Annotated in this window: 12 protein-coding genes, 1 tRNA gene and 1 pseudogene; 9 read left to right on the top strand and 5 right to left on the bottom strand. The window is 45.4% G+C overall.

The genetic code is table 11. The features are described from left to right. Positions 1 to 27 precede the first annotated feature (27 nt). The 4 genes and pseudogenes from murF to rpmE form a co-directional block, all read right to left on the bottom strand. Complete coding sequence (gene murF, locus QY318_01075; protein ID WKZ31349.1) at positions 28 to 1,479, bottom strand: UDP-N-acetylmuramoyl-tripeptide--D-alanyl-D-alanine ligase; 1,452 nt, start codon at positions 1,477 to 1,479, stop codon at positions 28 to 30. 47 nt (positions 1,480 to 1,526) lie between these two features. Then, complete coding sequence (locus tag QY318_01070) at positions 1,527 to 2,465, bottom strand: HemK/PrmC family methyltransferase (protein ID WKZ31348.1); 939 nt, start codon at positions 2,463 to 2,465, stop codon at positions 1,527 to 1,529. A 17-nt stretch (positions 2,466 to 2,482) separates the two neighbouring features. Next, positions 2,483 to 3,577 (bottom strand): peptide chain release factor 1, encoded by a 1,095-nt coding sequence (prfA, locus tag QY318_01065; protein WKZ31347.1) that lies wholly within the window; start codon positions 3,575 to 3,577, stop codon positions 2,483 to 2,485. Positions 3,578 to 3,796: 219 nt separating this feature from the next. Beyond that, positions 3,797 to 4,027, bottom strand: a pseudogene (rpmE, locus tag QY318_01060) (50S ribosomal protein L31). A gap of 155 nt (positions 4,028 to 4,182) precedes the next feature. Between rpmE and QY318_01055 the strand changes: the two are divergent. The 3 genes from QY318_01055 to QY318_01045 all read left to right on the top strand — a co-directional run bounded on the left by QY318_01055 (position 4,183) and on the right by QY318_01045 (position 6,021). After that, on the top strand, positions 4,183 to 4,410 hold the full coding sequence (locus tag QY318_01055; GenBank protein ID WKZ31346.1) for a metal-sensitive transcriptional regulator: 228 nt from the start codon (positions 4,183 to 4,185) through the stop codon (positions 4,408 to 4,410). A gap of 79 nt (positions 4,411 to 4,489) precedes the next feature. Then, complete coding sequence (locus QY318_01050) at positions 4,490 to 5,293, top strand: class E sortase (GenBank protein ID WKZ31345.1); 804 nt, start codon at positions 4,490 to 4,492, stop codon at positions 5,291 to 5,293. An 80-nt stretch (positions 5,294 to 5,373) separates the two neighbouring features. Next, on the top strand, positions 5,374 to 6,021 hold the full coding sequence (locus QY318_01045) for an MBL fold metallo-hydrolase (protein ID WKZ31344.1): 648 nt from the start codon (positions 5,374 to 5,376) through the stop codon (positions 6,019 to 6,021). Positions 6,022 to 6,202: 181 nt separating this feature from the next. Here the strand turns inward: QY318_01045 and QY318_01040 are convergent, their stop codons facing one another. Beyond that, a complete protein-coding gene (locus QY318_01040) occupies positions 6,203 to 6,907 on the bottom strand; it encodes a hypothetical protein (GenBank protein ID WKZ31343.1) in 705 nt (234 codons plus the stop codon). 551 nt (positions 6,908 to 7,458) lie between these two features. On the opposite strand from QY318_01040, the gene dnaB reads away from it, so the two are divergent. The 6 genes from dnaB (at position 7,459) to QY318_01010 (ending at position 13,619) form a co-directional block, all read left to right on the top strand. Then, positions 7,459 to 8,781 (top strand): replicative DNA helicase, encoded by a 1,323-nt coding sequence (dnaB, locus tag QY318_01035; protein WKZ31342.1) that lies wholly within the window; start codon positions 7,459 to 7,461, stop codon positions 8,779 to 8,781. 236 nt (positions 8,782 to 9,017) lie between these two features. Continuing rightward, positions 9,018 to 9,101 (top strand) — tRNA-Leu (locus QY318_01030). A 49-nt stretch (positions 9,102 to 9,150) separates the two neighbouring features. Then, entirely contained in the window at positions 9,151 to 9,957 is an 807-nt protein-coding gene (locus tag QY318_01025) for a zinc ribbon domain-containing protein (GenBank protein ID WKZ31341.1), read from the top strand. 179 nt (positions 9,958 to 10,136) lie between these two features. Further along, positions 10,137 to 10,985, top strand: coding sequence for a hypothetical protein (locus QY318_01020; protein WKZ31340.1), 849 nt, complete (start codon positions 10,137 to 10,139; stop codon positions 10,983 to 10,985). Between the two features lie 36 nt (positions 10,986 to 11,021). Beyond that, a complete protein-coding gene (locus QY318_01015) occupies positions 11,022 to 12,062 on the top strand; it encodes an RluA family pseudouridine synthase (GenBank protein WKZ31339.1) in 1,041 nt (346 codons plus the stop codon). Positions 12,063 to 12,398: 336 nt separating this feature from the next. Further along, positions 12,399 to 13,619, top strand: a complete 1,221-nt coding sequence (locus QY318_01010; GenBank protein WKZ31338.1) for a LytR C-terminal domain-containing protein — start codon at positions 12,399 to 12,401, stop codon at positions 13,617 to 13,619. Positions 13,620 to 13,631 lie beyond the last annotated feature (12 nt).

Raw genomic sequence — 13,631 nt, 5'->3', positions numbered from 1 at the left:
ATTGTCGCTCCAGATTAATTTATCTTCTTAATTTGCCTTCGCTCTGTACTGGCTCAAGAATTTCTCTTTTAATGCCGGATTTACTCTGCCTTCGATGAGCAAGACGCTCTGATTGCCGAGGCTCTTGCTTAGCTCATCATACAGCTTCTCCTCACTATTATAATGCTTTCCGTTTTGCAGCTCATACTTAAAGAAGAATGAGTCAGTGGTCCACAATGTCGCACCAGTTTTGTTTATCTGGGCTGTGAGTTTTGCATATATTTCCTCTTTATCTCCACTGAGCTCTAGTAGCCCTCGCGATACAATGTGTAGGTCGCCACCTATTTGCTGCATTACATCTAGTGCTGCCAAGAAGCCCTCAAAGCTGGAATTGTAGCTATCATCAAGCAGTTTTATACTGCCTAAATCAACCAGATTTAATCTCTCTTTCGGTGCGGTTAGGGCATTAAGTCCATCTTGAATCTCACTCTGGCTCATTCCTAAGTCGAGAGCAATCGCAATTGCAGGTAAAAGATTTAAGATATTATGCTTGCCCAACACCTCGCATTCAAATTCATAATGATTCCCTTTATATTCGACCTTAAATGAAGATTTGGTTTTTATATCGACAACAATCTCACTAGCATATAGATCTGCCGAGCGATCTTCGAGAGAGTAGGTGATCTTTCTCCCTTTAATCAGGGGTAGGATTTCCGAGTAGTGAGCCGTGTCACAGTTAAGATATGCGACTCCATCCTCAGGTAGCTTCTGGAATAGCTCTGATTTGGCCTCGATTAGGTTCCTTTGCGAGCCAAAAAGCTCTAGGTGTTGATTGCCCAAGCCGGTCAGTACGGCGAATTTGGGTGGTAAGAGCTCGACCATCTCTTTGATCTCGCCTTTTCGATAAGCACCATACTCGGCGACTAAGTACCGGTCGTCACTTTTGAGCTGGTGAAGTATGGCTAGTGCATGTCCTAGAAGGGTGTTATTGTTGCTGGGAGTTTTAGCGACTTTAAATTTTGTCGCGAGTATCTGCGCGATATTTTCTTTCACAGAAGTCTTGCCATACGATCCTGTGATTCCGATCACCTGTAAATCCGGAAATTGAGCTAACCTCTGCCTTGCTGAAGCAATCTGCTTGCTGCGCTTTATATTCGCTATAAAATTACTTGCAACTAAAGCAAGTAGGAGATAGAGCTTGCCAAGTAGTGCCCAGACAATAGTAATTGCTGCAAGATGGAGATAGCTATCTATGGCTTCATTTTGCAGCAAGAATAGATATGTCGCGAGATTTGCAAGGCCTGCTAATCCAAAGATGATCAGGTTGTGCGTGCTCTTTGCAGGGAGCTTAAACGGGATCAGGCCGAGACGATTATCACCCCTTCTGAGGATGCGATAAAGCATATGGTCTTGTGTCTGGAATTGATAGATTGTAGGAAGCGAGCCAACAACAATCGTTAGGAAGAGGGTTGTCAGTATTATGAAGCTTACAGTTTGCATATGTGAAATGATAACAGATTGGTGCAGGAGTTGTCAGTTTTCATGATTTAATCTACTGGTGAGGGTATAGGGCCAACGGGTTGAGTAGATCTATTTCTTGCGACGACAAATCGCTCTTTTTCGTAGATATCTTTTACAGACTCACCGCTTAGATCTGTCTTGAGCAGTAGATTAAGGATACCATCTACGACTGATGGGGATGTCTCAAATATTACCGATATAATTTTGATAGACTTTTCATTAATTTCATTAACTATTCTTCGGTAAAATTGTAGACCTTCCTCATCAGCGACGAGCGCTATCTTTGGCTCGTACTGGGTCACTGACTTGTCTGCCTCCTCAAACTCAGCGCTGGTCACATATGGCGGGTTGCTTACAATAAATGTTGGTAGGGTGAAGTCAATGCTTGTTGCTCGGCTAAGCAGATCCGAGTGGATAAAAGTAATGCTATCTCTAGCTATTTCATTAAGCGCAGCGTTGCTTTTTGCTACCTCTAGAGCATCTTCGCTAATGTCGATCGCATAAAAGTTAAGTTCATTAAACTGCTCTTGAGGAAGTTCCTGTCTCAGTTTAATGAAAATGGAGGTGATTATGCAGCCGCTGCCTGTACCTATATCTATAATGTTTATTCTGCCTTTCTCCCTGGCGGGTTTAATGAAATTTTTAACTTCATTAAACATCAGCTCAACTAGCTGCTCACTTTCGGGCCGAGGGATTAAGACAGAAGAGTTGACTATAAATTTGTGGCCAGAAAAAAATGTCCAGCCCTGGATATACTCCCATGGCTCATCTTGCTTAATGCGGTCAAGAGTCTCGTAAACCGCTAATCCATCGCCCTTGCAAAATTCAACAATCTCACGAGCAATTCGATCAGTGTCGAGATAATGTTTAGACTCTAGAACGCTTTTTGCGTGGAGCAGCAGCTTAAGCTCTTCCGGTGTGGAATTAAATCTATATGGGGTAGGGGAGCCCTGGTGAGATTTCATTAAAACCTAATGAAAGTTTAATCTTTTAGCTCATCTAGCATCTGCTGCATCATCCCTCGATTTACCTCTTCGACTACCTCGTCGAGGTAACCATTTAAGATCGCTTCAAGGTTGTGCCATGAGGCTTTAACACGATGGTCTGTAATGCGGCTCTGGGGATAGTTGTAGGTGCGGATTTTCTCTGAGCGCATTGCTGAGCCGATCTGTGAATGGCGCATGTCTGAGCGCTTGCGAGCCTCTTCCTCGCGCTTCTGCTCATATAGACGTGCCTTAAGCATCTGCATTGCCAACTTGCGGTTCTCCTGCTGTACACGCGACTCTTGAGAGCTTGCAAATATGCCTGTGGGGATATGCGTGATTCGGATTGCTGAAGAGGTCTTGTTGACATGCTGGCCGCCTGCGCCAGAGGCACGCATCACCTCTACTTTAAGATCCTTCTCGTCAATTTCAATTTCCACATCCTCTGCTTCAGGTAGGATAGCTACAGATGCAGTAGAGGTGTGGATACGGCCACCTGACTCAGTTGCTGGGATGCGCTGAACTCGATGCACACCGCTTTCATATTTCAGATGCTTAAAGACATCACGGCCTTCGATGCGGGCGGCGAGATACTTAATGCCACCATTTTCGCTAACACTGTTTTCGATCACGCTCATATTCCAGCCTTTCATATCTGAAAATGCCTTATACATGCGGAATAGGTCAGCACCAAAAAGTGCAGCCTCTTCGCCACCTGCGCCAGGTCGGATTTCTAGGATTACGGACTTCATGTCGTCTGGGTCGGCAAGCTTCTTTTCAATCTCTTTTTGAGTTATCTGCTCATCTAATTGAGCTATCTTTGGCTCTAGGTCGGCTACTTCAGCACGGGCCATCTCTCCAAGCTCTGTATCACCCTCTGCGATTAGCTGTTGAGCTTCGTCGTACTTGCGCGCGGCTGAGTAGAGTGAGTCAACAAGGAGGTAGAGGTCAGAAATATAGGCTAGCTCGGCCGAGATCTGAGACATGTTTGCTGATGGGTTGCGGTGGGCACTGCCCATTCTTTCTTCGAGGGCTTCTTTCTCAGATTTAATCTTCTCCAGGTCATATTTTTTCTTTATCTCTTCCAGTTTCATTAAAATTTCATGAAGCTAAAATATTACTAAAGCGTAGTAGGGCAGATTAAAACCACTGAATTATATGCCAAAAGCCCTTGATTCACCAACTAAATGGCCGCATACAATAAGGAAGTGTAACTATTTGCCTGAACCGGCAAGAAGATCTTTGAGTGTAAGACCTTGTGAGGCCTCTGATTTCTCGTTGAGCTTTGTGAGCTTTTTCTTTCGCTCAGCCATTTTCTGCTTCTTTGAGCGGAATGATGTGCTAGCCTTGGCTCGCTTCTCTTCGAATTTGGCAACGAGGTTCTCTGTGTCAACAATCTTCTGCTCACCAGTGTAGAAAGGATGGCAATTTGAACAGAGCTCTGTCTTGATCTCCTCAAGGATTGAGCCTGTTATAAATGTGTTGCCGCATGAGCAAGTTACTTTGACGTTGTGGCTATATTTTGGATGGATATCTTTTTTCATACGGGGTGATTATATCAGAGGGTAGGGCGATGCGCAATCTATAAATCCGTTTAAATTCCATATTTGCATATATAAATCACATGTCTGCAAGTGAGTTGACATATACCCCGCGGGGTATTAAGATCGCTGATATATAACCTTGTCCCCTGGTATAAATGCCCAAGAAAGGCCCATCCACAATAAGTGAAAGGCTAAGCCGTGCATCTGGCCAGCTAAAAGCGGTCGAGCATATGGTGAAAGAAGAGCAAGATGTGCAAAAAGTAGTGATCCAGCTCCAGGCAGTCATTTCTTCGCTTGAAAGCGCCAAGCTTGAGATTATTAAGCAGCAGATCCGCTCCGAGATCCTCAAGGCTCTCGATAGCAGTGTCGGCTTGATCAAGTAAGCATGGCTCAGCCCCAAACAGGGCGTCCCTGACCCGGGACGGCCTACTCAGGGCTGCCTTGATTTGTGCTAGAATTGCAATGAAATATATGGAGAATCGTAATTTAATCAACAGCTCAATAAGCACAGGTGTAAGTAGCGCTAGGGTAGCAGCACTATCCAAGTCAAAAGATAGGCGTTTCAACATGCGAAAACCAAGCTTCGATATGCCTCGGATTAAGGCACCAAGTTTCTCCATACGCCATAAAGGAACACTCACAAACATCGCGCTTGCGCTCATCGTGATTATCTCGCTTTACCTCATACTTGCACCACTCGCACCATCACTCAACTACTACCTCAACAGCCTGACAGGCAAAGAGTACGACAACCGCGCCAACGACGACGGAGGAGAAGAGCAGGGAAGAGATTACCAGCTCTCGCTCAAAGGAAAAAATCAGCAGAGCGACTACTATAAAGATGACATAGTCCTTATCCCATCAATCGGCGTAGACATGGACATAGTAGAGGGCACAACTGACAAGGCGCTCGACAAAGGAGCGTGGATCCGTCCAAATGGTAGTACACCGAACAAAGGCAGCAACACAATTCTTACTGCACATAGATTTAGCTATCTGGATGGTGGGCGATCTTTCTATCATCTCGACAAGGTGCAGGCAGGCGATGAGATAATCGTGTATTGGAAGGGTGATAGGTATAGATATATCGCTAAGGATAGTAAGGTCGTAAGGCCAAGTGCAGTAGAGGTTGAGGATAGCAGCAGTGAGCCGATTTTGACGCTATACACCTGCACTCCGCTCTGGACAGCCGCCAATCGACTTGTTATAACTGCTGTGCCGGATGAACCGACCATAAATTTAATCGCCAAAAGGGCATCTCGCTAACTTATCATTCTTCGCTAAAGCTACGAATGATGAATTAAGGGTTGGTCGGAAGATAAATTACTTGCTAGAAAGACAATACAATGACGATCAAATCACTAGGATTCACATCATTTAAGATCTCGTTCAGAGAGGTCGACTTTATTACAGATCCGCTCCGCACAGAAGCAGCCGGTCTAAAAATTGGCTCAACCACGGGCGATGCAGTACTGATCACCGGCGACGAGAACCTCGGGAAAGAGAATATCTTAGCAGAAGCAGGCTTTAAAAAGATCAGCCCAAGCAACCGCGAGAATATTTTTGAGATCAATAACCCTGGCGACTACGAGCTGGGTGGTGTACTGGTAAGGCGCTTTGAAGGTACAAATACATATATATTGGCCCGCAAAGATCTGCGCTTGGTCTATATCGGCGCGCGCGACAACAGCATCGACGTAGACCAGTTTAAGAAGATTGAGGGTGATGTAGATGTATTGATCTTGCCAATCGGAGATGGTGAAACGCTTATTTCGTACGATAAGATTGAGAAGATAATCAACTATGTTGACCCTACATATCTTGTGCCATCAGCCTACAAGGTGGATGGCTTGAAAGCACCGTATGATAGCTTGAAGAGTGTGGATGATTTTGTGAAGCATTTTGGCTATACACATGTGAAGAATGAGAAGAGCTTGAAGGTTGTGAAGGGTGGGGGAGAGGAGAAGGCGGTTGAGGTGATTGTGTTGGGGTAGTTTGCCGGTTGGTTTTCATGATTGTAGGAAATACATCTATACGCTCAATTGTTTGAGTGCATAGATGTATTCGAAGAACGCTAAAAGCTTTGACAGGTCTAACCTGGTTTGGCTCCTAACGGAAGCATTTGGTCCTCCTCGGGCCAATATTGAGGCTTTTACCTTCGAACACTTGTTTGTTTTACCCTTCTGGGGACAGTTGGCCGGTTAGCTCATAAACAGCAAAGTCAAACAGCTCTGTCCAGCCAATGCTCCACTCTCGCGGAAATCTGTAGTCATACTGGAAGCTACCTTTTTCCTCATTGATTAACTGGAAGGAGGCCATACGGTCGCTTTGCACGTTGTGAATGTTTCCAACACTGCCGCCAAAGTAAAATCGGGATCCATTCTGGAGGTGACTACCATCATTAGTTATGTATACGTTATTCCGAATAACGTATACATCTAATGTAGATGTTTCCTGCATCCGCCATTCAGCGCCTTTGGGCTGGAACTCGATTTTTTGAAGGTTGTCACAAGCGTCGTATCCTGTCGAGAATGCATTGGTGTCGAGCCAATAGCCTTCGATCTGTATCCACCAGCTAACTGCAAACTGTGGATCAGTTCGACTACAGCTGGTTGGATCTGAGTTAAACTCTGTCCCTTCCTCCATTATCTTGAATGGTTGTCCATCCAGTGCGTACACGACCGCATCTCTACTCAGAATAAACCCGGGAGCTTCCTCTGTGGGAGAAACAGTCGGTGTGACTTCCACGATCTCTATCTCCACGACAGTTTCAGTAATCACACGGGTCACTTCCTCGATCTCTATCTCCACGACAGTTTCGGTAACCACGCGGGTCACTTCTATCGTTTCCGGCGTGTTGACGCACCCTATCAGTATCAACAGTAAAAAAGTGTAAAAGAAAAAGCGTAACATTGGTTATCTCCTTGGCTTTCGCCATTTTTTTGTTTCAGCCTCTAAATTTTGGGCTTTTATCACCCTACCAAGCGATAGGGTAATAAAGGCCCAAATTAGGACTGCAAAACTTCTTAAAGGAGAATGTGTTCAAAAGTTGCGTTCTTCGATTGTTAATGAACAGGAGACCTCAAAATGGGGCACTCCTAGCTATAATTCCAATCGAATTAAGCTGGAGTATTATACCACTATGGGTCTGAAATGTCAACGTATTGCGCCGCCACAAACGCTATGGCTGCGGGGAAAGTTTCAGTTTGGTAGAGTCTCTGGAAATAGGACACATTATCAATAATTCAACCCAACTAGATTAACTCTATCCATACTTCAGTAAAGCAGGGTGGGTGGATCTCTATTTATTTAATGAAACTTTCATTAACCGCTTTCACCTGATATTATCGGGTCATGAGAATTTGTTCGGCCACGTTCTTCGCAAGTGTCCTCACAAACTCTCGTGACCCGAATGCATTTACCAAATAAATATGGAAAAGATACCACCACAAAACAGCGAAGCAGAAAAGTCCGTCCTAGGCTCAATGCTCCTCGACAAGGACGCAGTGATCAATGTTGCCGGAATACTGTTGCCCGAGTACTTCTACGAGGAGCGCCATATGCAGATATATGCCAGCATACTCGAGCTGTTTGAAGAGGGGCTCCCAATCGACCTGGTCACATTGACTGACAAATTAAAGAGCAAGAAGCAGCTAAAGAAAGTAGGTGGACGAGCATATCTGACAGATCTAGTGTCGTTTGTGCCGACCGCGGCGCATGCGGAGGAGTATGCCAAGATTGTGAAAGGGAATGCGATGAGAAGGAAGCTGATCTCGACCTCGGCCAAGATTGCCGAGTATGCGTTTAATGAGGAGATCACGGTGCAGGATGTGATGGATAAGTCGGAGCAGATGCTATTTGGAGTGGCGGAGCAGGGGGTTACTACCAATTTCGTACATATCAAGGACCTGTTGAAAGATGCCTATGAGCGCGCTGAGAAGGCCGATGGGGACTCGGCCGTGCGGGGTGTGTCAACAGGTTTCAAGGATCTTGATGCGCTTCTTGGCGGCTTCCAACAGTCGGATCTGATAATCTTGGCCGCACGGCCGTCAGTCGGTAAGACCTCGTTGTCGCTGGATTTCTTGAGGCATGCGGCGATATCGGAGAAGAAGCGGTGCGCATATTTCTCATTGGAGATGGGCTCGATGCAGATTATCGACCGTATCGTGGCTATGCAGGCAGGCATCCCGTTTTGGGAATTGCGAACCCGTCAGATTAACGACGAGAAGCTGCTAAAACTGGCCGACGCGATGGGTGTGCTCTCTGAGGCTGATATTTTCATCGACGATAAGCCGGGGCAAAGTATCAACGAGGTGCGAACCAAGGCCCGCCGATTGGCATTGGAGCGTGGACTCGACATTATAATGGTGGACTACTTGCAGCTTATGCGTGCCGAGACCAAAGAGGGTAGGACGCAGGAGGTATCGATGATCTCGCAGGGATTGAAGAATATCGCTCGTGAGCTTGAGGTGCCTGTTATAGCTCTGTCTCAGCTATCGCGTGCGATTGAGACCCGCAACACGCGTCGGCCACAGCTATCTGACCTGCGCGAATCGGGAGCGATCGAGCAGGATGCTGACGTGGTAATGTTTATCGACCGTGAGGAGAGCTGGAATCCGGATACTGAGCGCAAGGGGGTAGGGGATCTATTCGTAGCAAAGCATCGTAACGGTCCTACTGGCATCATTGAACTGGCTTGGGTAAAGGATATTGCGAGTTTCCGAAATATTTATCGCGGAGCCGCTAACTCATAGTGTGTTTCTGAGTAGGCTAGGAGATAGCCCGGCAAAGCCACATTTGCCTGTTGCCACAGGATTTAATGAAGTCTTGTTACTCTATCCAGTCGTTTTGCGTTGTTTCTACAAATAGGGGATCTGCATAGTTCACAAATATTGCACTACAGGTTAGCGGCATGGACAATGGCGTGGCTTTATCGTAAAATAAGCCGTCTGGCGAGCTTTTTAGCACACCAGCTGTTTGTAGATATTAAGGTCGAGTGGTGGAACTGGCAGACACGCGGGACTCAAAATCCCGTGCTAGCAATAGTGTGAGGGTTCGACTCCCTCCTCGACCATATTGCCCCACAAAACTGCTTAATACGGTTAAGATTATTTTTAGAAATTATGGACTTCGAACAGTTTCTGCTGGGCTTCCTTGAGGGGAATGCACAGGTCAATTACAATGCCCTCATCTATACTATAGGGGTTGGGTTGGTACTACTCTGGGTATTCTATATCTTCTGGGTGTGGAATGATGCTTCACAGCGATCGACCAATCTATTTTTCAGAATCGGCAGTCTACTGCTTGTGACACTCCTAAGCTATATCGGGCTCATCATCTATCTCGTAATCAGGCCGAAGTTTACTATCGAGCAGATTTACTGGATGGATCTTGAGAGACGATACCTGATTTTTGAAACTGCAGACCTGAGAGATTGTGTTAGTTGTGGCTACCAGTTGAGACCAGAGTTTAACTCGTGCCCGCAGTGTGGCAATGCAATCAATGTCCCATGCGAGCAGTGCAATGAGATGATCAATCGATATTGGAAGTTTTGTCCTTACTGCGCATTCCAGGCTCGAGACCGTAGGGCTCCTGTAGAAGAGGTAATTAGCCAAGAGGTGATGGAGAAGAGCATCGAGGAGTCTGCACAGGAGGCGGTTGAGCATGTTGAGAGCAAGAAGGCTCGCTACGCTCGCCAGACAAGCATCGCAGCTTCGATCGGCAACTGGGTGATCGCGAAGGTAATGGTGGTTGGCAAGATGGTTGATAGGTTTATGCGCAGAACCTTTGGCATGAGGAAGAGGCCAGCTGCTGTAGCGGAGGCTAAAGAGGCGACCGAGCTGAATGGCCGTGTTGTGATTGACACACAATTCACCAAGAGCAAAAAGAAGAAGGATAAACGTAAAAAACGCAAGAAAAAGCGCAGGTAATCTCTCCGCTCAGGTGGCTCATTCAGTAAAGCTCCAAGACCCATGACAATTACTTGGCTCTGTGACTTTATTACCTGAAGCAAGGTCAAAAGTATAATCATAATAAACATTCACAGTTAGAAAGAGCCACGTAAGTGGAATGGGTCTTGGAGCTTTTATATGATATTATTTACCCATAAATGGAGCTACTTAACACAGAATTCATTAACAAAATCTTTCAAAGTCTCGGGTTCCTCACGGTGCTTCTAATAGTCTACCTCATTGCGCTGCTTTTCTTCTGGTACGAAAGCATGCGGGCAAACAAAAACCGCAACGCCATCTTCGACCAATGGTTTGTGACGACCATAGCCATGATCCTTTGGGGGCGCTTCATGTTCCTGTTGACCAACTGGAAAAGCTTCATCTATAGCTACTGGTTTTGGCTACCGTATGAGAAATATGGTGAGAATATCTATTTCTTCAGGGCAATGCCTTGGAGAGTCTTGCAGATATGGGATGGTGGATTCCTCTTTATTCCGATGTACTTTGCATTTCTCGTGATCAACTACCTATATGTGGTGATTTTCAAAAAGTGGAGATGGAAAGAGATGATGTACACAGTGCTGGCGTCGGCTAATATGATGCTGGGTGGTACGCTTTTTGTGTATGGCTATTTCATCCAGTCAAACGAGGTGGTTAATTACGGGCTTTATCTTTTGGCGTTCTTCCTGCTCTTCTGGTCACTACGCGGTGTCTTGAGAATGCTTTACAGGAGAGATAAGTTGAAGCTTGAGAAGATGATGGATCTATTCTCGGCGATCTATCTGGTGCTTTCTACAATCCTCATAGGGTATATATTCTTGAGTCAGGATATCTCTACGGTGGACAAGGTCCATGTTTATGCGACACTGGCTTTCTCGGCATTCATGCTTATGATTTTTCTGCTTGATGTGCGACGGGGTGAAGTTGCCCCACCTCAGCCAGACCTATCAATGGGGAAGGATAGGACGATTACATTGAATCAATCGATTAAGATTAAACCGCGCTAAAGGCATCGCCTTGAAGCCGGATAGCAGCTCTAACCAATGGAAATTTTGCAGATAGGTGACAATCATGTAGGGCAGCGGATCGACAAGGTGCTGCTCGAAGAGGCTAGGAAGGCTTTGCCGCAAGAGATCTCGGCCGTCTTATCTCGCACCATGCTGCAGAAAGCACTGGGTGAGAAGCTATTGAGGGTGAATGGCATCCCAGTAAAGCTTGCTTATAAGATCGAGCCAGGAGATAGGGTAGAGGTTGATTGGGAAGGGTTGCGTGCTGTACTTCAAAAGCAGGTAGAAGCAGCCGATGTACTGGGCAATATTGAGCCAGAAAGTGGCAGGCTGGACATTGTGGCTGAAACTGCTGAATATCTGGTGATCGATAAGCCGGAGGGAGTGCTAGTGCACCCAACTTTGGCCGTCAAGAAGGGCACAATCGCCAATTGGGTAAGGCAATATCTTGAAGAAAAGGGTGAGTATGATATTCGTGTGGAGCGCGCAGGAATCGTCCACAGGCTGGATAGAGATGTCTCAGGAGTTATGGTTATTGCCAAAACACGGGAATCACAGCTCAATCTAAAGTCGCAGTTCGAGAGCCATAAAGTAGTAAAGATCTATCTGGCAAGTGTGGAGCCACTTGGGGGTAGGGCATCTTCGCAGTTAATGAAGGGTGACGAGGAGCATGGGCTTGATGAAGGTATCGCGGCACTAATTGCAGATAATGAAGATGAAGGGGTCTATAAGCTTTCGGGCTACATTGGGCGTGATAGCGGTGATAGAAGAAAGATGAAGTTTAATGAGGCTAAGGGTCAGACTGAAAGCGCAATTACCAAAGAACGGCATGCTGTTAGCTCATTCTTCGCATTGAATGAAAATGCTGTACTAATAAGGATACACACAGGTAGAATGCACCAGATCAGGGCTTCATTGCTCTACCTGGGCTATCGAATAGTAGGAGATAGGATGTATGGAGATGCCAGCGATAGGAGAAAAATGGGTCTTCGATCTATCTACATAAACTTTACTGATTTAGCGGGCAATCCCGTTGAGTATATCCTGAAGGATAATCATATAGGTCTTGAAAATTGAGGCAAGAGCAGCTCTTGTCTCTCGAGGGAGTGCATTGGGGTCTATAACGTTGGATTGTATCAACCTGTCACAAATCTCCTTTGTATGAGCGATGATTGTACAGGGTAATAAATATATCCATATGTCATATCCTGTAAAAATTATTTAATCATCAAAAATGAGCAAAGCTGTTTGAATTGGTGCATATGCTAATTAGTTGGGTAGCGTGGGTTAATTACCGTAATAATTATATAACAGAGAAAAATGCGCGAAATTGGGAGGTTAAAGCCGAGTAAATACAGAAGTTGACCGCTATGGGGTGGTTGTAGAGTGGCACCGTTTACGATATTTTTAACTATGAGTCCGAAAGTTTCAAAAAGGAAAAACCAGAAAAGAGAAGCAAGTACTCGAAGGACGGTTGAGCCCGGAAGACGACCTGCGGCCAAGAGCACTAAATCTGCAAACAGGTATCTACAGCTGCTTCCCAAATTGATCCTAATTGTTCCCGTACTGTTCCTGATCTATAAAGTAGTAGACTTTGCCAGCTTTTATAGGAATGTTGAGGTAGGGGACGTTGTGAGGGGTCAAAACGCCTCAATAATTGATATCGAGAGGGAGAAGGAGGTCCAGCGTGTTGCACTAATTATTGAGGATGATTCTCAAGAGACGCACATTAGCTTTGTCTCTTATATGCTGCTCAATACTGAGAGTGGTAAAGGAATGGTTATTTATATACCTGGCTGGGTATATATGGAGCCATATTCAGATGGAATAGAGTCAAAGTATAAATTGGCTGATCTCTTATATTTAAGCAAAATTGTAGCACCTGAGAATCCGTATCAATTGGCCTTGCATGAGCTAGAAAATAATCTAGCAATGGAGATTGACGATTATATATGGTTTGAGCCTGGTGCATTTCAGCATATGCAGGAGATTAGCAACAACAAGCTGGTAGCAGAGGGTGATGCTCAAAATATCCATACATTATTAGATACATTTTCACGAATAAACCTCTTCTTTAATGCAAGCTCTGCTGAGAATCTATTTCAGCACACTTTATCTAGCTACTCATTTGTAAATATCTGGTCGGAATCAAATAAATTTAATGCTTTGATTGATAGCGGCTCTGTAGAGATAATTGAGGTGAGTGGGGAATGGGGCGTTGTGGAAGAGGCATTACCGATCGGGAAGACTATATATGTATATGGTTTCCAGGAAGTAGATGCGAAAATTGCGGAATATAGGGAGCTAGTAAGGAAGAAAGATGTGCAGAAAGAGCAAACAAAGATCGAGGTGTTTAATGGGTCTGAGGTGTCTGGATTGGCAGGTAAGTATGCAAGGCGGTTTGATAACGCGGGGATCGAGGTGATACGCGTAGATAACGCCGTAGAGCTATATGATAAGAGCACTCTATATATAAGCTCGCCTGAGAAATATGACGATTCGCTCGAGGTAGTTAAGGCCATTGTGGCGGATGCAGCTTTTAAAGAGGTTGATGAGATCGTAGTTGTAGAGAGTCGGCCGCACTTTTTGACTACCGGGGATATCGTGGTCGTCTTAGGCAAAGATGTGAAATGATATGAAATGGGG

This window comes from Candidatus Dojkabacteria bacterium, from assembly GCA_030583845.1.
Lineage (GTDB): Bacteria > Patescibacteriota > Dojkabacteria > SC72 > JAHDCA01.
Note: the sequence above shows the minus strand (reverse complement) of the source record. Positions and strands in the feature narration are given on the sequence as shown.

Excerpts from the sequence above, each read along its gene's own strand:
- QY318_01050 (WKZ31345.1), top strand. The coding sequence starts at position 4,490 with ATGAAATATATGGAGAATCGTAATTTAATCAACAGCTCAATAAGCACA.
- QY318_01010 (WKZ31338.1), top strand. The coding sequence starts at position 12,399 with ATGAGTCCGAAAGTTTCAAAAAGGAAAAACCAGAAAAGAGAAGCAAGT.
- murF (WKZ31349.1), bottom strand. The coding sequence starts at position 1,479 with ATGCAAACTGTAAGCTTCATAATACTGACAACCCTCTTCCTAACGATT.
- dnaB (WKZ31342.1), top strand. The coding sequence starts at position 7,459 with ATGGAAAAGATACCACCACAAAACAGCGAAGCAGAAAAGTCCGTCCTA.
- QY318_01045 (WKZ31344.1), top strand. The coding sequence starts at position 5,374 with ATGACGATCAAATCACTAGGATTCACATCATTTAAGATCTCGTTCAGA.
- QY318_01015 (WKZ31339.1), top strand. The coding sequence starts at position 11,022 with ATGGAAATTTTGCAGATAGGTGACAATCATGTAGGGCAGCGGATCGAC.
- QY318_01070 (WKZ31348.1), bottom strand. The coding sequence starts at position 2,465 with ATGAAATCTCACCAGGGCTCCCCTACCCCATATAGATTTAATTCCACA.
- prfA (WKZ31347.1), bottom strand. The coding sequence starts at position 3,577 with ATGAAACTGGAAGAGATAAAGAAAAAATATGACCTGGAGAAGATTAAA.
- QY318_01025 (WKZ31341.1), top strand. The coding sequence starts at position 9,151 with ATGGACTTCGAACAGTTTCTGCTGGGCTTCCTTGAGGGGAATGCACAG.
- QY318_01020 (WKZ31340.1), top strand. The coding sequence starts at position 10,137 with ATGGAGCTACTTAACACAGAATTCATTAACAAAATCTTTCAAAGTCTC.
- QY318_01055 (WKZ31346.1), top strand. The coding sequence starts at position 4,183 with ATGCCCAAGAAAGGCCCATCCACAATAAGTGAAAGGCTAAGCCGTGCA.